We start from the raw sequence: 17,921 nt of genomic DNA, 5'->3' as shown, positions 1-17,921 counted from the left end.
ATTGACTGTCAATCTAGATGGACATCACAATGTGTCAGGCTGTTGCGACAATCAGGGAAGTTATCACCGGGAGATCGGTGGCGACCCGGCGCCAGTCGCGGAAACCCGCCCGGTTCAGCATGGCGCCGATCTCGTCCGCGCGACGCGGACGGCCCGAGCGCATAGCCCAAAGATAGAGCCCGAAATAAGCGTCCCCCATCTTCCGTGCACCACGAGTCCCGGCCATCGGTTCGGCGATCAACAGCGTGGCGCCGTGCTCCAGCGACTCGTGGATGGCGGATAGCAGGTCCGCTGCCGGTGCATCGTCGTGGTCGTGCAGGATCCTGACCAGCGATATGCAGTCGTAACCGGTTGGGATCGGATCGCGGAAGAAGTCGCCGGGATGCAGCGTGGGGGCTTGCCGACTTACAGGCGTAGACTCGCCAGCATGATGGCGTAGCACGTCGGGCAGGTCGAAAATGCCCGTATTCAGAGCCGGATAAGCCGCGGCTACCGCCGTCGCAAAGACGCCGTAGCCCCCGCCGACATCGAGCAGCGAGCGGTGCCGGTCGAAGCGATAGGCGGCCAGAACCTGCTCCACGACCATGGCCTGCGAGCTCGCCATCAATTCGCTGTAGGCCCTTGTGTTGCAATCGTCCCGGGCCGCCGGATCTGGCTCCCCGGCATAAGTCCAGAAGTCCGAAAGCGCGGTCGGCGAAGACCGTTCGCGCCGCAGCAGTGCCAGCGGATCGGCAAGGTCGGCATAGAGCAGGCGGTGATGGCGGATCATCGCCAGAACCCCGGCATTCCCGCGCAATGCCGCGCCCTGTTGTCCGAGCATCCACACCCCCGGTTCGACCTCCTGCGCCAGATCGATCGCCGCCGAGGCGCGCAGCAGCAGCGCGGCGGCCTCTTCGCTAAGCCCGCAGCGCTTGCCAGCATCCGCCAGGCTCACCGGCCCCGCTGCCAGCAGTTCGATCACCCCGCTCTCGACCGCCGCCGAAAGCGTCTGGCTGTAGGTGAAACCGGCAACCAGATCGAACAGCCCGCCCGCGCGCCGCTGCGCGATTGTGCGGGTCAGCGGATTGGCCGCCGCCCAGCGCTGGAATCGCGAATTGCCGATCACCCCGTTTCGCCAGCCGATCCAGCGGCGCTTCCACCCGGCAAGCATGGAACCCGGTGGTGGGGGTTGGTCGGGTTGCATTGTCAAAAACATTGGACAGATGCTTTGTAAACGTCAATTCTAATCGGCGAGGAGGCGGCGTTGGCATCACGCGTGGTGATCATCGGAGCGGGAATGGGCGGGCTGGCCTGCGCGGTCCGCCTCGCCGCGAGCGGACACGATATCACCGTGATCGAAAAGGAAAGCCATGTCGGGGGCAAGGCGCGGCGGGTCGCGGTCGATGGCACGCCGATCGACGCGGGCCCGACGGTCTTCACCCTGCGCGACGTGTTCGACGAGGTGTTCGAACTCGCCGGTCGTTCGCTCGACGATTGTGTCTCGGTGCGCCCGGCCCACGTTCTCGCCCGCCACGCCTGGGACGCCACTGGCCATCTCGATCTCTACGCCGATCCTGCACGCAGCGAGGACGCTATCGGCGATTTCGCCGGGGCCGATGCGGCGCGCGGCTATCGCAGCTTCCGCACCGAGGCCGCGCGGATCTACGGCATTCTCGAGCACAGCATGCTGCGCGCCGACAAGGTCTCGTGGCCGCTCCCGCTGATGCGCCGCATCGGCCTCGCACGCATCGGCGATCTGCTGGCGATCCGCCCCTGTGAGAGCCTGTGGAAGGTGCTGGGCGAACACTTCGCCGACCCGCGGCTGCGCCAGCTGTTCGGGCGCTATTCGACCTATTGCGGGTCATCGCCCTTCGACACCCCCGCCACGCTGATGCTGATCGCGCATGTCGAGGCGCAGGGGGTCTGGCTGATCGACGGCGGGATGAGCGCGCTGGCCGAAGCCCTGCGGGGGGTGGCCGAGGAACACGGCGCGCGCTTCCGCACCGGCACAGCGGTCGAGGGTGTCGAATTCCACAATGGCAGGGCGTGCGGAGTGTCGGTCGAATCCGGCGAATTCATCGCCGCCGATGCGGTCGTGGTCAATGCCGATCCCTCCGCGTTGGCAAGCGGCGCGCTGGGCCGCAACGCCGCCCGCGCGGTTGCACCGATCAAGCCGGGCAAACGCTCGCTTTCGGCCATGGTCTGGCTCGCCCATGCGCGCAGCGATGGATTTCCGCTGTCGCGACACAACGTCTTCTTCTCGCCCGATTATGTGCGCGAGTTCGCCGACATTTCGCGCGGCGCAGTGCCGGGCGATCCCAGCGTCTATGTCTGCGCGCTCGATCGCGGGGCGGGCTCCGGCGCCGCGCTGACCGGCCGGGAGCGGTTCCAGATCATCGTCAACGCGCCGGCCAATGGCGACACATTCGATTTCACTGCACAGGAGGAAGAGCGATGCACTCGGGCCATGAGGCGAACCCTGGAGCGCTGCAGTTTGCAGCTGGAGGACCCGCTGCCGCACCGGCTGCTGACGCCGAACGACTTCGAGAGATTTTCGCCCTCGACGGGGGGAGCGATCTATGGACGGGCCTCGCACGGCTGGGCGGCGTCCTTCCTCCGGCAGGGCGCGCGGACGCGGATCCCTGGGCTCTATTGCGCGGGTGGAAGCACCCACCCGGGAGCCGGGGTGCCGATGGCCGCCTTGTCCGGGCGCCTCGCAGCGCAACAGGTGGCGCAGGACCTCGCTTCGATGCGCCGGTTCCACCTGGTGGCTACGCCTGGTGGTATGTCGATGCGCTCAGCGAAGACGGGCGGCACGGTCTGACGATCATCGCCTTTCTGGGCAGCGTGTTTTCACCCTACTACAAGAAGAGCGGGCGCAGCGCCCCGACCGACCACAGCGCGCTCAACGTTGCGCTCTACGGCCCGGGCGCGCGCTGGACCATGACCGAACGCGGGCAGGATGCGGTGGTGCAGGAGGCCGCAACGCTTGCGATCGGGCCGAGCTCGCTGCGCTGGACCGGCGAGGCGCTGGAGATCGATATCGTCGAACGCGACAAGCGGCTCGGCATCCCGTGGCAACGCGCAGTGCGGGGGAAAATCCGGGTCATCCCCGAGGCGCTCAACGCGACCGCCTTCGCGCTCGATCCGGCGGGGCGGCACAGCTGGCACTGCCTTGCGCCGCGCGCGCGGATCGAGGTGGAGATGGACAAGCCGGCCTTGCGCTGGAGCGGCAGCGCCTATCTCGATTCAAACAGCGGAAGCGAGTCGCTCGAGGAGGGATTCCGCGTCTGGCACTGGTCGCGCGCGCACACCCGCTGCGGTTCGGTGGTCAGCTACGAGGGAATCCGCCGAGACGGTTCGCCTTTCGCCAGCGCGCTGCGCTTCGCTGCCGATGGCACACCGCACAAGGCCGAACTGCCCCCGGTTGCGCCGCTTGCCAACACAGTGTGGCAGATGGAACGCCAGACGCGTGCCGATGGCGGCTATGCGCGGGTGCTCAAGACCTGGGAGGATGCGCCCTTTTACGCGCGTTCCACACTGGCATCGCGGCTCTATGGCGAACCGGTGACCGCGGTGCAGGAAAGCCTCGACCTCGACCGCTTCTCCTCACCGATCGTCCAGTTCATGCTCCCCTACCGGATGCCCCGGCGAGTCTGACTCGGGGGTTCCCTCCTCGCGCTCCTTCGCCGCCTTGTCGCGGGCGATTTCGCGACTGACCGACCATAGCTGGTAGAACCCGAAACCCAGCGCCACCGTCGCGGTGAAAAGGATTTCGATCCAGCCGAAGTTTTGCGCCATCCGCTCCATGCTCAGGCTCCTTCGCCCGGCACTATAGCATGGCGCGCGGCAAACCGCCGGATCAGCGCGGCGGCGTCCGCGCTGCGCTCCTCATGCGCCAGATGGCCGAGCCCTGCGAGCACCTCCAGTTCGCATCGCGGCAAAGCGGCGCAGGCCTGCCTGGCCGAGGAAAGCGGGACCGCCCGGTCCCGGTCGCCATGCGCCAGCAGGACAGGCACGTCGATTGCGGGCAGCGTGGCCTCGAGCGCGGCCAGATCCCAGTTCGCCATCATCGCCAGCGCGCCCCGGCAGTGCTCGCTATTGCCCAACAGCATCTCGTAGCAGCGCATGCCCCCGGCATCGATCCGTGACGCGGTGGCGCGCTCGATGAAGCGGCCGGTCTCCCCGGAACCGCGCGCTATGCGGGCGAAGATCGACGGGACCAGCGGATTGACGAACAGCAGCTTCGCCAAGGCCGGGAAAAGCCGCGCGGCGAGGCCGGGGAAGGGCATCAGGGCCGGGCTCATCCCGACGACGGGCACGCGCATTCCGTCCTGCACCAGCTGGAGCGCGATGGCCGCACCCGCGGAATGGCCGACCAGCAGCGCCGGCTCGAGGGCGAGGCTTTGCAGCAGGCGGGCAATTGCTGCGGAGACGCGGGGGAGTGTCGGGCCGCCAGCGATACGCCCGCTGGTGAAGGCGTGGCCGGGCAGGTCGGGTGCGACGATCGTGAAATGCTCGGCGAGCAGCAGGAGCATTCCCCGCCAGCTGTGGCTCGATCCACCGGTGCCGTGGAGCATCAGCAGCACCGGTCCGCTGCCCGCCTGCTGGACATGCCAGCGCAGCCCGCCCGCCTCGACGAAGCGGCTGGTCTCGCGATGCGGCCACTCGCGGCCCTCGAAATCCCAGCGCAAGGGTGCGCTCATGACATCTGCCGGCTTGGTCTGGCCGCTTCGACCGCGCGCTGAAGCCCGGCGGCATCCGCCAGCGGCAGCGGCAGGTAGCGGGCCCGCATCGCCCGCGCGAGCGCTTCGGCCTCGGGCCGTGGTCGCGGCGCAATATCGACCACCAGCGCAGCGTTGCCATCGGCTGCGACACCACTGGCGGCGGCGGTGGCATCGTCACGAGCCCGGGTGCGGCCGGGAGTGCCATCGGCGGCGATATTGGCGCTGCCATCGGTCAGGAAAACGAGGAAAGGGGTGGCCCCGCGCGAAGCGATGCTGGCGGCCAGCCGTCGTGCCGCGACGATGCCCGCCGCCAGCGGCGTCCCGCCACCGCCGGGTAGCTGGGCGAGCGCTCGCCGCGCGCGGGTCAGCGAGCGGGTCGGGGGCAGCAGCAGCTCCGCACCGGCCCCGCGAAAGGCGATCAGCGCCACCTCGCTGCGGGTCACATAGGCTTGCGCCAGCATCAGCTCGACCGCGCCCTTGGCTTCGCCCAGCCTCGCCATCGCCGCAGACCCCGAGGCATCGACGCAGAAGATCGTCACCGCCAGCGCACGTTCCTCGAAGCGGCGGATGTGCAGATCGAATTTGCGGATAATGAGCGCGCGCGAATCGCTATCGCCACGCTCCCGGCGGCGCAGCGGCTGCCACGGTACGGCGGCGCGCAGCGTGTCGATGAGCGCCAGCCGGGCGCCGCCGCCGGGCATTCCCGGGCGGGCGCCGAGCGGGCGCCCGCGCAGCTTCGATTTGGCGCGCTGGCCGCCGCCGCTGCCATGGCCCTTGCGCTGCATGGCACCCTGCGCCAGCCGCGCCAGCAGATCGGGCGGGATCGCTGCCAGCGCCGCTTCGAGCACGCTGTCCTCGGGCGGGGTGGCATCGCCCGCATCATCGACGCCGGCATCGCTATCGCTGGCGGGTTCCTGGTCTGGCGGTGGCGTCTCGTCGTCTGGTTCGGTCCCCTCTTCCTGGTCGTTCTGCGGCACCCGGGTGGCGCGCGGGGCAAGCACGAGCCGCGCGGCCAATTGCAGATCGGCCTCCGAGAGTTCGCGGCGCCCTTCGAGCGCGGCATGCGCCCGCGCGGCCGCCAACGCTAACAGCAGCGCCCGCACCGAATCCACGCCCAGCGCCATCGCTGTCCCCGCGAGCGCCGTCAGCGCCGCGCTATCGCCGGGCTCCACCGCCTCGATTGGAAGCGCCTCCCGATGGTCCGATTCTTCGATTTCCAGCGTCCGGATCGGCGAGAGATCGATCCGGAAGGCAACGCGTTCGGCCAGAGCGACGGGCGGGGCTTCCTCGGCAGTCACGCCATCGTCGAACAGCAGGAGCCCGAAGCTGGTCCCGCTGCTGGCATCCATCGCCTGCGCCAGCCGTCCCGCGAGATCCGGGCGCAACCGCTCGGCCATCGGCACCAATACGACCCCACCGGCCACCTCTTCGAGCAGGCCGGTCTGGCGCACGCTGCGGCCCAGTGCGAGGCTCGCCGCCATGTCGATCCCGCCCAGCAGGCGCTCGTCGTCGATATGCGCGGGCAAGCGTCGGAGGGGGGCCTCGCTCGGCAACAGCGCCTGCAGGCGTTCGACCAGCAAGCCGCGCGCCGGGCCAGCGGCGCGCAGACACAACCCGCCCAACTGGCGCGGCGCGATTGCGAACAGCCGGAGCGCGAGCAGCGCGTCGGCGAGCGGGTTGCCGAGCGGGTTGCCGAGTGTGCGGGCACCGGTATCCTGCACGGACCCGGCGGCGTTCATCCGAACAGTTCGCCGATGGCGCGCTCGATCCGCACCGTGGATCCGGTTTCGTCGAGCACATCGCGGCGCAGGCGATGGCGCAGCGCCATCGGCGCGATTGCCAGCAGATGGTCGCGCCGCACCGCATCGGCGCCGTTGAGTGCCGCTAGCCCGCGGGCGGCGCGCATCAGCGTCAGTTCGCCGCGCAACCCGTCGGCGCCGACCGCGCGGCACAGCTCGGCCATATCGGTCATGACCGCATCGGGTACCGTCAGGCTGGCGAGCTTCTTCTGGCCGCGCGCGATTCGGCGCAGCACCTTGCCATCTTCCGCCTCCCAATCAGCGGCGAAGGCGGCGGAATCGGCATCCCTTGCGGCGCAGCGACGCATGATCTCGACCCGCTGTTCGATTTCGTCGGGGGTGCGGACCTCGACCGAAAGGCCGAAGCGATCGAGCAGTTGCGGGCGCAATTCGCCTTCCTCGGGATTGCCGCTGCCGATCAGCACGAATTGCGCACGGTGGCGGACCGAGAGGCCCTCGCGCTCGACGAGGTTTTCGCCCGAGGCGGCGACATCGAGCAACAGGTCAACGAGGTGATCCTCGAGCAGGTTGATCTCGTCGATATAGAGAAAGCCGCGATGGGCCCTGGCCAACAGCCCGGGTTCGAACGCCTTTTCGCCCGAGCGCAGCGCGCGTTCCAGATCGAGCGCGCCGATCACCCGGTCCTCGGTCGCGCCCAGCGGCATGTCGACGAAGGGCACCGCCGCCTTGCGGCTGCGCTTGGACGTGCAGGGGTCGGGGCAGGTGCCAAGCTCCTCGGGCCGGCAGTGGAAGCGGCAGCCTTCGACCATCATGATCGGCGGGAGCAGCGCGGCGAGCGCGCGCGCGGCGGTGGATTTGCCCGTTCCGCGGTCGCCGAACACCATCACCCCCCCGATGGCGGGATTGACCGCGGCGACCAGCAGCGCCAGTTTCATCTCGTCCTGGGCGACTATCGCCGAAAAGGGAAATCTGGCCATGTGTCAGGCAGTGTGGACAAGGTAGCGCGTCAGGACAAGAGCGAAATCGCGGCTATTGCCTGCTGCTCGCAAGCGCTCGCCGTTTGAGCAGCCGCATGATCAGCCAGACCCCGAGGACAACGGGGATCACGAGCCAGCCGACGATTTCGTCGATCGACAGCGCCAGCCGTTCGGGCGGGATGCCTTCGAAAAAGAACCGCACGAGCCCGAGCAGGTAATAGCTCAGCGCCACTACCGAGAGCCCCTCGACCAATTGCTGCAACCGCACCTGCATCGCGATGCTGCGCTCCATCGAATGGAGCAGCGCGGCATTCTGGTTCTCGATCCGCGTGTCGATCCGCGCGCGCAGCAGCGAGGAGAGCTGTTCGGCGCGCACCGCCAGCTCGCGCACTCGTTCGGTGGTTGCGGTGCAGGTGTTCATCGCCGGGCGAAACCGCCGCTGGGTGAAATCGTCGAGCGAGGCGAAACCGGGGACCGGTTCGGCCTTGAGCTGCAGCAGCCGCGCCTCGACGAGTTGCGCGTAGGCCTTGGTCGCATCCATGCGAAAGCCGATTGCGGTCGTAATGCCGGCAAGATCGAGCGACAGGTCGGAGAGCGCTTCCAGCAACACGTCGTCGCGTTCGTCGCTGTTGGCGACCCGGTCGGCCAGATCGCGCAGCCGCCGCTCGGCTTCGTCGAGCTTGGGCCAGCATTCGCGTGCCACCGGCAAGCCCAGCAGCGCCCGGTTGCGGTAATTGCCGAGCTCCTGCAGCCGCTGCACTGCGCGGGTCAGGTCGCCGGTATCCGCGCCATTGGCTGCGACCACCAGCCGTCCGAAGCCATCCTCGCGGAGGCGGAAGTCGGACCAGATCCGGATCGCTCCGTCGATCCTACCCGAAACCAACTCGTCGCTCTGCAGCTCCATCCGCTCTAGCAGCCGCTTGGCGTCGGCATCGTTGTGGGCAATCCAGATCCGCGTCGAACGCACGATCTTGCCGGGCAACTCGCGCGCCCATTCAAGCGCCGCTCGCAGCTCGGCATCCGTATCCGGGGTCAGGAACGTTTCGGCTGTCGCGCCCGGAACCAGCAGGGTCAGGCTGCTGCCCTCGCTGTGTTGTTCCCAAGAAAAGCGGATTGTAGCGGTCAGGCTGCCCGAACGATGCGAGGGGTTCTCGACCGGGTGGATTTCGGCGGCGTGTGCCTCGATTGCTTCCAGCTCGGTAGTCGCTGCGGCATCGTCGACCATCAGCACCCACTGGACGATCAGGCAGGGCACCGGAATCGCGGGCCAGCGCCGCAGATGCATCTCCGCAACGGCCTTTTTTCTCAGTTCATGGTCGTCCATTCGCAGCCTCGTTCCCGATCGCGTTGCGGACCCTAAGGGCAGTGACGCGGACGCCGCCCCCATGGCAGGTTTTATGACCCGATTGCGCCGCGCGCACAATGCAGCGTTGCAGCGACGCAGCGCGGGCGACGATTGTGCCACCAATGCAGATGCGAACCAATTGCAATTCGAACATTGCGAATTGTTCGCAAACTTGCGTCGGGGCGGGTCAGCGGCTATCGCGCGGATCGAAAACGGCGCTGGATCCGGCGAGATCGACAGCGCCTGCAAATCGAGGAGTTGCGTTGTGCGTTTGAAGAACATGATGATCGCCCTGGCAGGACTGGCCACGCTCGGCGGGTGTTCGAGCGGCGATGAGGCCGGTGATGCCGGGGTCGTCAACCTCTACTCGGCGCGGCATTACGACAGCGACCAGGCGCTCTACGATCGCTTCACCGAGGAAACCGGGATTGCGATCAATGTGATGGAAGGTCGGCCTGACGAGCTGGTGGCGCGGATGACCAGCGAGGGCGAAAACAGTCCGGCCGATCTGTTCATCGCCGCCGATGCCGGCGCGCTGTGGCGCGCCCAGCAGGCGGGGCTGTTCCAGCCGGTGGCTTCCGACACTCTCGACCAGCGCATCCCGGCCAATCTGCGCGAGCCGGGCGGCAATTGGTATGGTTTCATGCGTCGTGCGCGCGTGGTCGCCTACGACCCGGCGCGCGTGCAGCCCGAAGAGATCGACGATTACGCCAAGCTCGCGACGCCGCGCTTTCGCGGGCGGATCTGCGTCCGGTCGTCGGACAGCGTCTACAACCTCTCGCTGGTCGGGGCGCTGATCGAGGCCTGGGGCGAGGAACGCGCCGAGCAATGGGTGCGCGGCGTGGTTGCCAACATGGCGCGCCAGCCCGAGGGTGGCGACCGCGACCAGATCCGCGCGGTCGGCGCGGGCGTGTGCGAAGTCGCGCTGACCAACAGCTATTACTACATCCGCATGGCGAGCGGCGACGATGCCGCCGATCGGGCGGTGACGGACAAGGTTGCGCTCGGCTTCCCGAGCCTCGACGGACAGGGCGCGCATGTGAACATCTCGGGCGGCGGCGTGGCCCGCAACGCGCCCAATCGCGACAACGCCTTGCGGCTGCTTGAATTCTTCGCCTCGGCAGATTCGCAGCGGCACATCTCGGCCAACAATAACGAGTACCCGGCTTCGCCCGATGTCCCGGCGCCGGCTCCGGTCGATGCCTATGCCGATTTCACCGCGCATCCGATGAGCGTGGCAGCCTTCGCAGCGCGGCAACCGCAGGCGCAGTCGCTGATGAGCGCGGCGGGCTGGCGCTGACGACAGCCGCCGTCCCGCGCGCCCGGCATTTGTCTCTGCCCTCGCCGCTGGCGGTGGTAGCGGCGCTGGCGGGGCTGATCGTCCTGCTGCCGCTGGCGGGGGTGCTGCTGGCTGCGCTGGGCACCGACAGCGCCGATATCGCCGGGCGCGACATCGCCCGCTACGCGCTGACATCGGCCTGGCTGGCGCTGCTGGTCGGGGTATTCATCGCCGTCTCGGGCACCGTCGCAGCCTGGCTGGTGGCGATGCACCGCTTCCCCGGTCGCGGGGTGTTCGCCTGGGCACTGGCACTGCCGCTGGCGGTACCCGCTTTTGCGCTGGCCTACAGCTATGCCGATCTGTTCGATGTCGCAGGGCCGTTGCGGATGGGCTTGCGCCTCTATCTCGGCTTCGATCTGCCGTTCTCGATGCGCAGCACCGGCGGTGCGGTCTTCATCCTCTCGGCGGCGTTCTACCCTTACGTCTATCTCGCGATGCGCGCCGCGTTCCTCAACCAGTCGGTCAACGTGCTCGAGGCCGCAGCGATGCTGGGCTGCAACGGGCGCCAGGCGTTGTGGCGCGTGGCCCTGCCGATGGCGCGCCCCGCGCTGGCGGCGGGGGTCGCGCTGGGAATGATGGAGGTTCTGGCCGATTACGGTGCGGTGCAATTCCTCAGCGTTCAGACGCTGACCACCGGCATCGTCCGCGCCTGGTCGGTCTATGGCTCGACCGCCAGCGCCGCGCGCTTCGCGCTCCCGCTGCTCGCCGCCGCTGCGCTGCTGCTGTGGCTAGAACGCTCGGGGCGCAAGGGCCGTACGCACGAGACCGGGCGCGGTCGCTGGCGCCAGTTCGAACCGCAGCCGATGTCCAAGCTCGGCGGCTGGCTGGCGAGCGCCTATTGCCTGGTGCTGCTCACTGCCGGATTGCTGCTGCCGGTCGGCTGGCTGATCTGGAACCTCGGCGCGAGCGCCCCCGACTGGGGTCGACTGGCGGGAGCGATGCAGAACAGCCTGGGACTGGCGCTCGCGGGGGCGGTACTCACCGTCCTGCTCGCGACCATGCTGGCGCTGGGGACGCGGCGGCTGCCGCTTGCCGGCAGGATCGCGAGCCTTGGCTACGCCACGCCCGGGGCAGTTATGGCGATCGGCCTGCTCGCACCCGCCGGGGTGATCTGGTCGCTCAACCCGGGTTCGGGTGCGGCCATAGCGATCGTCCTGCTGCTGCTCGCCTATGCCGCCCGGTTGATGGCCGCCGCGCTGGAACCGATCGACGCCGGGCTTGCCCGGGTCACCCCCTCGATGATCCATGCCGCCCGCACTATGGGGCGCACCGAAAGCTCGGCGGCGCTGGCGGTGGACCTGCCGGTGGCGCGTGGCGCCATGCTGACCGCGGGGCTGATCGTCTTCGTCGACATCCTCAAGGAACTGCCTGCCACGCTGATCCTGCGGCCGTTCAATTTCGACACGCTGGCGGTGATCGCCAACAATTACGCCATCGACGAGCGGCTCAATCAGGCCGGGCCGCCCTCGCTGCTCATCCTGGTGCTGTCGCTGCCCACAGTGATCTGGCTGACACATCGAATTGCGCTGGCGCGCCCCGGCTCCTAGACACCCGTCCCGTGGACACCGACCCGATCCTGACCCTGCGCGGCGTGACGCGCCGCTATGGCCAGCGCGCAATCGTGAGCGAGGCGGGGTTCGCGCTGCACAAGGGGCGGATCGCTTGCCTGCTGGGCCCCTCGGGCTGCGGCAAGAGCACCATCCTGCGGCTGATCGCCGGCCTCGAGCCGGTCGATGCGGGCCAGATTGCCATCCACGCGGACACCGTTTCCGCTCCGGGCCTCACGATTGCGCCCGAGGAACGCGGCGTGGGACTGGTGTTCCAGGACAACGCGCTGTTTCCGCATCTCGACGTCAGCGACAATGTCGGTTTCGGGGTGCGCCACCTCAAGCCTGCCGCCCGCAGCGCGCTGGTGCGCGAACTGCTTGTCCGCTTCCAGATCGACCATCTGGCAAAGGCCTGGCCGCACACCCTTTCGGGCGGTGAACAGCAACGGGTCGCGATCGCGCGGGCGCTGGCGCGCGAACCGGTGCTGCTGTTGCTCGACGAGCCTTTCTCCGGCCTCGACGGCCATTTGCGCAGCCAGATCAGGAATTCGCTGATCGAGGACTTGCGCGATGTCGGCGCGACCGTGCTGGTGGTCACCCACGATCCCCAAGAAGCGATGACCATCGCCGACGACCTGATCCTGATGGCAGATGGCCAGATCCTCCAGACCGGAAGCCCGGAAGAGTGCTACGACGATCCCGTGTCCTCGGTCGCCGCGAGATTGCTGGGGGAGGCCATCATGCTCCCCGTCAGCGTAGCGGACCAGATAGCTGACACCCCGTTCGGCCCCGCGCTGGCGCGGGGAGTCGCCGACGGCGCTGCCACCGTGATGATCCGTCCGGGCGATGTGCGCGTGGCGTCGCAGGGCGCGCCCGCAATCGTGCTGTCGGCGCGCCGGTTTGGGAGCGAAACATTGGCCATGGTCGCCTGCGCCGATACCGAGTTCCGGATCCGGACCGCCGCCAAAGGGCTGTCGGCAGGAACTGCCATTCACCTTGAGGCCGATCCTGCAGCTTTGCGCATCCTGTGAAGCCACGAGACGCGGATCGCCATCGCCGCCTCGCGAGCGCGAGGTCAGCTAGGCCCTAGCCCACCCAGTCGAGCCCCATTTCCTCGTAGATTTCCTTGTCCTCGGCCCAGTTCTCGGTGGCCTTGACGTGCAGGAACAGGTGCACCTTCTGGCCGAGCAACTCGCTCAGCTCCTGCCGCGCGGCGGCGCCGATCGACTTGATCATGCTGCCACCCTTGCCAAGCACGATCATGCGCTGGTTGTCGCGCGCGACCACGATCTGCTGGTGGATCTCGAGGCTGCCGTCCTTGCGCTGGATGTACTTCTCGGGGCGCACCGCGCTGTCGTAGGGTAACTCCTCGTGGAGCTGCTTGTAGAGCTGTTCGCGGGTGATCTCGGTGGCAAGCAGCCGTTCGGAGGCGTCGCTGACCTGATCCTCGGGGTACATCCACTCGCGTTCGGGCATCAGCGCGGCGAGCACATCCTTGAGTTCGGCCACACCGTCGCCGGTGAGCGCGGAGATGAAATAGATCTCGGCGAAATCGCCCAGCTCACCCAGTTCCTGCGCCAGCGCCAGCAGCGGTTCCTTTTTCGCGCGGTCGACCTTGTTGAGGACCAGGAACTTGCGCTCGGGGCAGCCCTTGAGCTGTTCGAGCATCGGCAACAGCTCGTGGCGGCGCTGCTTGAGCGGATCGACCATCAGCAACACCGCATCGGCGGCCTCGGCGCCTTCCCAGGCGGCGCTGACCATCGCGCGGTCGAGCCGGCGCTTGGGCGCGAAGATGCCCGGCGTGTCGACCAGCACCATCTGGGTGGCAAAGCCGTCGTGCTCGTGCAGCGCGATCCCGAGCATCCGCGCGCGGGTGGTCTGCGCCTTGGCGCTGGTGATCGCTACCTTCTGGCCGACCAGCTGATTGACCAGCGTCGACTTGCCCGCATTGGGCGCGCCCAGCACCGCGACCACGCCGCAGCGGGTGGGGAGGGCGGGGCCGGTGTCGGCGGAACTCGTCTCTGCTTCGTTCGTCGCTTCGTCGGTCATGCCGGGGTACTCATCCGTATTTCTCCATGAACAGTCTGGCGGCCTCGCGCTCGGCCTCGGACTTGCTGCCCGCGGTCGCTTCGGCCTCGCCGACCTTGAATATGCTCACCTTGACGGTGAATTGCGCGGCGTGGTCGGGACCGCTGCGGTCGGTGACCTCGTATTGCGGCGGGCGGCGCTGGTTGCCCGCGGCCCATTCCTGCAGCGCGCTCTTGGGATGCTTGCGCTGGCCGGCGCCGCTGTCGAGCGCGGTGCGCCACAGCTCCTGCACCAGATCGCGTGCCAAAGCGAAGCCGTTCTCGATAAATTGCGCGCCGAGCAGCGATTCCATCACATCGCCGAGAATGTTTTCGCTGTCGCGCCCGCCATCGGCGCTGGCCTGTTTGGAGATGCGGATATGCTCGGCGAGTCCCAGTTCGCGCGCGACCGTGGCGCACATCTCGCGGCTGACCAGTGCGTTGAGCCGCTGCGACAATCGGCCCTCGGGCGCCTCGCTCTGGCGGTATAGCCAGTCGGCCACCGCGAGCCCGAGTACCCGGTCGCCGAGGAATTCCAGCCGCTCGTAATCCTTGGTCTCGCCCAGGCTGCCATGCGTCAGCGCGGCGTGCCACAGCGCCTCGTCGCCCACCGCGAAGCCGGTCTGTTCGAGCCAGAGCCGCGCTTCGGGATCGAGCGCTCCGGCACTCACAAGCCTTCCCCGATCCGGTCCCAGCGCGCCGCGGTGAACCAGGTCCAGGGCTTGATCCATTCGGCGCTGCCATCGGTCGACCACAGCACCATGCTCGCACGGCCCACCAGCCGGTCGGTCGGGACCAGCCCGACCCCGCCCTGCGGCTGCGCATCGAAACGGCTGTCCTGTGAATTGTCGCGATTGTCGCCCATCACGAACAGGCGATCGCGGGGCACGAGCACCGGGCCGAAATCGTCCTGCGGGGTGGCTCCGAAATCGAGCACCGTATAGCTGCGCCCCGAGGGCAGCGTTTCGCGCGCCATGCGATAGCGGCAGGCGGTCCCGCGCGGGGTCTCGATCTCGAACCCGCCGCGCACGCACTGGGTGTTGGCCGACAACGGCAGATCGAATTCGCGCACCACCTGCTGCTCGACCGGCTGGCCGTTGAGGACCACGCGCCCGCCGCGCATCTCCACCGTGTCGCCCGGCAGGCCGATTACCCGCTTGATATAGTCGGTGCCGTCGATCGGATGCTTGAAGATCGCGACATCGCCGCGCCCGGGCAGGTCCTCGAGCACCCGGCCCGGGACCAGCGGTGCCTGGAACGGCATCGAGAGGTTGGAATAGCCATAGGGCCATTTGGCCGCGACCAGATAATCGCCCTTCCACAGCGCGGGCAGCATGCTCTCGCTGGGGATGGTAAAGGGCGCGAACAGGAAGGTGCGGAACACCAGCACCACCAGCACCACCTTGAGGACGAATTTGGTGAAGCTCCACCAGTCCTCGCCCTCTTCGGCTTCGGATGCGGTTTCCACTTCCGATGCGGGCACGGACCGCCCGTCCTGCGGCCGCTGTGGGGCGGTGGTCGCGCCGATAGGGGGTTTGCCATTCATGGGGCGTTTCCCTAGGCGCGCAGGGCCGGCCATAAAAGGACTTTTGCGCATGACTTCGCCTTCCGATCTGTGGACCCGCCTCGAAGCCCTGCCACGCCCGACCTTGCGCGAATTGTTCAGCGCCACCCGCGATGGCGGCGAAGGCTCCGACGAACCCGGCGATGCGGCGCGCGTCGCCATGCTCTCGGGCCGGATCGAGCTGGGGAGCGAAACCGAGGGCGAAAGCGCGATTCTCGATGCCGGGGGAATCTTCTTCGACTGGTCGAAGACCCATCTCGACCGTGCGGTGCTCGCCGCCTTCGAGGAACTCGCCGAGGCGATGGATTTCGCCGGCATGCGCGCCAAGCTGTTCGCGGGCGAGGTGGTCAACCCGACCGAGGACCGCGCCGCCGACCATGCCACCCTGCGCGGCGTTGGCGATCCCGCGAAGGTCGAGGAGGCTGAGGCGCTGCTCGAGCGGATGGCGCTGCTGGTCGAGGCGATCCACGAGGGCGCGCTGGGCGATATCGACCATCTGATCCATATCGGCATCGGCGGCTCGGCGCTGGGCCCCGCGCTGGGGGTCGATGCGCTCAGCCGCGAGCTCGCCTATTGCGACGTCCATGTTGTTTCCAACATCGACGGGGTCGCGCTCGAGGCGGCCTTCTCCGCCTGCGATCCCGCCAAGACGCTGGTCGCGGTCGCCAGCAAGACTTTCACCACCATCGAGACCATGACCAACGCCACCTCCGCGCTCAAATGGCTCTCGGACAACGGCATCGCCGACCCCTACGGCCGAGTGGTCGCGCTCACCGCCAGCCCCGAAAAGGCGGTCGAATGGGGGGTCGACGAAACCCGCATCCTGCCGTTCCCCGAAAGCGTCGGCGGGCGCTATTCGCTCTGGTCGAGCATCGGCTTCCCGATCGCCATGGCTGCGGGCATGGAGGATTTCCGCGCCTTCCTCGCCGGGGCGAAGGCGATGGACGAGCATTTCCGCGACACCGATGGCAGCGCCAACCTCGTGCTGCGCGCCGCCTTCGCCGATCTCTATTACAACCGTGTGCGCGGCTGCCAGACCCGCGCGGTGTTCGCCTATGACGAACGGCTGGGGCTGTTCCCGGCCTATCTCCAGCAGCTCGAGATGGAGAGCAACGGCAAGCGCGTCACCGCCGATATGCGCCCCGTCGACGGCCCGACCGCGCCGGTGACCTGGGGCGGGGTGGGCACCGATGCGCAGCACGCGGTGTTCCAGCTGCTCCACCAGGGCACGCATCTGGTCCCGGTCGATTTCATCGCCAGCGTGGCACCGGGCGACGCGCTCGACCCTGCGCATCACCGCATCCTTTTGACCAATTGCTTTGCGCAGGCTGCGGCGCTGATGGCGGGCGACAAGGGCGATGACCCCGCACGCCACTTCCCCGGCGACCGCCCCAGCGCCACCATCCTCGCCGACGATTTCGACGCCGCGACGCTGGGCGCGCTGATCGCCTTCCACGAGCACCGCACCTTCGCCAGCGCGGTGCTGATGGGGATCAACCCCTTCGATCAGTTCGGGGTCGAACTCGGCAAGCAGATGGCCAAGGCGATCGAGGTGGGCGGCGGGAGCTTCGATGCGAGCACGGCGGGGTTGCTGGAGCGTGCGGGGCTGGGGTGAGGGGGGGCTGGAGGCTCGATTGCCCTGCGGCGGACCTCGGTTTGGCGATCGCCTGAACTCCGGCACTTAGCGCTGGTTGAAGGGCAGCCTTGGCACCGGACCCGCTCATAGCGGACGGGCAGCTTTCGGGGTGCGATCCATCAGGCGCGAACGTCCGATATTGGGGTGGAAAGCAGACGATAGGCGTGACAGGTTTGAGGATGATTGTTTCACGGCAGATCTTTGCAGCCCTTCTCGTAGGATGCACTGCGCTTGTGGCTTCTTGCGACCGAGCCATTCCCAAGATGGAAGATCCCGAACTTCGCGAGATGCAAACCCGGCTTCCAGGGATGACTGACGAGTGTGTCGATAGGGCACACTATGGCGGCATCGCCGCTATCTCTAGCTTGGCCGTGGACGAGTGTTTTAAAAATGTCGCCACCCCAAAAGTTTCGCGGGATATGGCGCAACGATTTTGAGGGTTCTCGATTTTGCCCTGAGCCCGCAACGGAATGCGGTTACGATGCCCCAGGTGACAATATCTGGCTTAGTTATTCTCAGACCTTGATGGGTCGACAAAAGCCTGAGGAGGGAGATGGGGGCTACTACGAAGTCGAGTTTGTAGGCAGAATGACTGCCGAGCGCGGGCATCATGCTCACTTCGGCATGTTCGACCACGATGTGATCGTTGACCGAATGGTGACGCTCGATCCTCTACCTAGTGCATCCCAGACCATGTAGGCGGACTGTCCGCTGGTGGGTCGTTTGCCGACGGTCCGGTTTCAGGTCCGAGTCCCGACTTGGCTCCCCTTTGTCTGCCGGGAACGCACCCTCGGTCCGGGTTGGCCACTCCGGGCTCTCGCTCTCGTCATTGCGAGGAGCGCAGCGACGCGGCAATCCATGGCGTGAAGCCACCGGGCCTTCGCTGCCGTCGGTGTTGTTGGCGGGCGTCCACCATGGATTGCCACGCCGCCTGCGGCGGCTCGCAATGACGAGGGGAGACCTTGGCCTCGCAGCCGGACT

16 protein-coding genes are annotated in these 17,921 nt (G+C 67.7%); 7 read left to right on the top strand and 9 right to left on the bottom strand.

The annotated features are described in order from the left end of the window. Nucleotides 1-34: 34 nt before the first annotated feature. Nucleotides 35-1,183, bottom strand: coding sequence for a methyltransferase (locus tag A9995_RS02450; RefSeq protein ID WP_233998048.1), 1,149 nt, complete (start codon nt 1,181-1,183; stop codon nt 35-37). Nucleotides 1,184-1,243: 60 nt separating this feature from the next. On the opposite strand from A9995_RS02450, the gene crtD reads away from it, so the two are divergent. Both crtD and A9995_RS02440 read left to right on the top strand, forming a co-directional pair. Then, complete coding sequence (crtD, locus tag A9995_RS02445) at nt 1,244-2,803, top strand: 1-hydroxycarotenoid 3,4-desaturase CrtD (protein WP_082992418.1); 1,560 nt, start codon at nt 1,244-1,246, stop codon at nt 2,801-2,803. Between the two features lie 23 nt (nt 2,804-2,826). Further along, nucleotides 2,827-3,639 (top strand): hydroxyneurosporene dehydrogenase, encoded by an 813-nt coding sequence (locus tag A9995_RS02440; RefSeq protein WP_067608638.1) that lies wholly within the window; start codon nt 2,827-2,829, stop codon nt 3,637-3,639. On the opposite strand, the gene A9995_RS02435 is transcribed toward A9995_RS02440, so the two are convergent. The 5 genes from A9995_RS02435 to A9995_RS02415 are packed head-to-tail and all read right to left on the bottom strand — an operon-like array spanning nt 3,589 to nt 8,767. Further along, nucleotides 3,589-3,789: a hypothetical protein gene (locus tag A9995_RS02435; RefSeq protein ID WP_067608635.1), complete on the bottom strand. Its 201-nt coding sequence runs from the start codon at nt 3,787-3,789 to the stop codon at nt 3,589-3,591. The genes A9995_RS02440 and A9995_RS02435 overlap by 51 nt on opposite strands. A gap of 2 nt (nt 3,790-3,791) precedes the next feature. Next, nucleotides 3,792-4,685 carry an alpha/beta fold hydrolase BchO gene (gene bchO, locus A9995_RS02430; RefSeq protein ID WP_067608632.1) on the bottom strand — a complete coding sequence of 298 codons (894 nt, stop codon included), beginning with the start codon at nt 4,683-4,685 and terminating at the stop codon, nt 3,792-3,794. Further along, nucleotides 4,682-6,445 carry a magnesium chelatase subunit D gene (locus A9995_RS02425; RefSeq protein WP_067608629.1) on the bottom strand — a complete coding sequence of 588 codons (1,764 nt, stop codon included), beginning with the start codon at nt 6,443-6,445 and terminating at the stop codon, nt 4,682-4,684. The genes bchO and A9995_RS02425 overlap by 4 nt, the downstream gene beginning before the upstream one ends. After that, a complete protein-coding gene (gene bchI, locus A9995_RS02420; protein WP_067608626.1) occupies nt 6,442-7,443 on the bottom strand; it encodes a magnesium chelatase ATPase subunit I in 1,002 nt (333 codons plus the stop codon). Before bchI ends, A9995_RS02425 begins: the two co-directional genes overlap by 4 nt. A gap of 52 nt (nt 7,444-7,495) precedes the next feature. Then, nucleotides 7,496-8,767 (bottom strand): DUF3422 domain-containing protein, encoded by a 1,272-nt coding sequence (locus A9995_RS02415; protein WP_067608623.1) that lies wholly within the window; start codon nt 8,765-8,767, stop codon nt 7,496-7,498. Between the two features lie 286 nt (nt 8,768-9,053). Here A9995_RS02415 and A9995_RS02410 point away from each other — a divergent pair, with 286 nt between their 5' ends. The 3 genes from A9995_RS02410 to A9995_RS16930 are packed head-to-tail and all read left to right on the top strand — an operon-like array spanning nt 9,054 to nt 12,705. After that, a complete protein-coding gene (locus tag A9995_RS02410) occupies nt 9,054-10,088 on the top strand; it encodes an extracellular solute-binding protein (RefSeq protein WP_199797195.1) in 1,035 nt (344 codons plus the stop codon). 29 nt (nt 10,089-10,117) lie between these two features. Next, nucleotides 10,118-11,674 carry an iron ABC transporter permease gene (locus A9995_RS02405; RefSeq protein WP_067608620.1) on the top strand — a complete coding sequence of 519 codons (1,557 nt, stop codon included), beginning with the start codon at nt 10,118-10,120 and terminating at the stop codon, nt 11,672-11,674. An 11-nt stretch (nt 11,675-11,685) separates the two neighbouring features. Beyond that, a complete protein-coding gene (locus A9995_RS16930; RefSeq protein WP_067608617.1) occupies nt 11,686-12,705 on the top strand; it encodes an ABC transporter ATP-binding protein in 1,020 nt (339 codons plus the stop codon). A gap of 55 nt (nt 12,706-12,760) precedes the next feature. Here the strand turns inward: A9995_RS16930 and era are convergent, their stop codons facing one another. From era to lepB, 3 genes are read right to left on the bottom strand one after another with little or no spacing between them, the layout of a single operon-like run. Continuing rightward, a complete protein-coding gene (gene era / locus A9995_RS02395; protein WP_082992416.1) occupies nt 12,761-13,723 on the bottom strand; it encodes a GTPase Era in 963 nt (320 codons plus the stop codon). 10 nt (nt 13,724-13,733) lie between these two features. Beyond that, nucleotides 13,734-14,411 carry a ribonuclease III gene (gene rnc / locus A9995_RS02390; protein ID WP_067608613.1) on the bottom strand — a complete coding sequence of 226 codons (678 nt, stop codon included), beginning with the start codon at nt 14,409-14,411 and terminating at the stop codon, nt 13,734-13,736. Continuing rightward, the gene (lepB, locus tag A9995_RS02385; RefSeq protein ID WP_082992415.1) at nt 14,408-15,286 is read right to left on the bottom strand and encodes a signal peptidase I; all 879 of its coding nucleotides are present in this window, start codon (nt 15,284-15,286) and stop codon (nt 14,408-14,410) included. The genes rnc and lepB overlap by 4 nt, the downstream gene beginning before the upstream one ends. Before the next feature lie 49 nt (nt 15,287-15,335). Between lepB and pgi the strand changes: the two genes are divergently transcribed. After that, on the top strand, nt 15,336-16,919 hold the full coding sequence (pgi, locus tag A9995_RS02380) for a glucose-6-phosphate isomerase (RefSeq protein WP_067608608.1): 1,584 nt from the start codon (nt 15,336-15,338) through the stop codon (nt 16,917-16,919). A 284-nt stretch (nt 16,920-17,203) separates the two neighbouring features. After that, the gene (locus A9995_RS16925; RefSeq protein WP_168157307.1) at nt 17,204-17,377 is read left to right on the top strand and encodes a hypothetical protein; all 174 of its coding nucleotides are present in this window, start codon (nt 17,204-17,206) and stop codon (nt 17,375-17,377) included. Nucleotides 17,378-17,921 lie beyond the last annotated feature (544 nt).

This window comes from Erythrobacter sp. QSSC1-22B (assembly GCF_001678665.1).
Taxonomy (GTDB): Bacteria; Pseudomonadota; Alphaproteobacteria; order Sphingomonadales; family Sphingomonadaceae; genus Qipengyuania.
This window is presented reverse-complemented; position numbering and strand designations above follow the sequence as displayed.

Coding starts and splice junctions, on each gene's coding strand:
- A9995_RS02450 (WP_233998048.1), bottom strand. CDS start 1,183: ATGCAACCCGACCAACCCCCACCACCGGGTTCCATGCTTGCCGGGTGG.
- A9995_RS02435 (WP_067608635.1), bottom strand. CDS start 3,789: ATGGAGCGGATGGCGCAAAACTTCGGCTGGATCGAAATCCTTTTCACC.
- bchO (WP_067608632.1), bottom strand. CDS start 4,685: ATGAGCGCACCCTTGCGCTGGGATTTCGAGGGCCGCGAGTGGCCGCAT.
- A9995_RS02425 (WP_067608629.1), bottom strand. CDS start 6,445: ATGAACGCCGCCGGGTCCGTGCAGGATACCGGTGCCCGCACACTCGGC.
- bchI (WP_067608626.1), bottom strand. CDS start 7,443: ATGGCCAGATTTCCCTTTTCGGCGATAGTCGCCCAGGACGAGATGAAA.
- A9995_RS02415 (WP_067608623.1), bottom strand. CDS start 8,767: ATGGACGACCATGAACTGAGAAAAAAGGCCGTTGCGGAGATGCATCTG.
- era (WP_082992416.1), bottom strand. CDS start 13,723: ATGACCGACGAAGCGACGAACGAAGCAGAGACGAGTTCCGCCGACACC.
- lepB (WP_082992415.1), bottom strand. CDS start 15,286: ATGAATGGCAAACCCCCTATCGGCGCGACCACCGCCCCACAGCGGCCG.
- pgi (WP_067608608.1), top strand. CDS start 15,336: ATGACTTCGCCTTCCGATCTGTGGACCCGCCTCGAAGCCCTGCCACGC.
- A9995_RS16925 (WP_168157307.1), top strand. CDS start 17,204: ATGGAAGATCCCGAACTTCGCGAGATGCAAACCCGGCTTCCAGGGATG.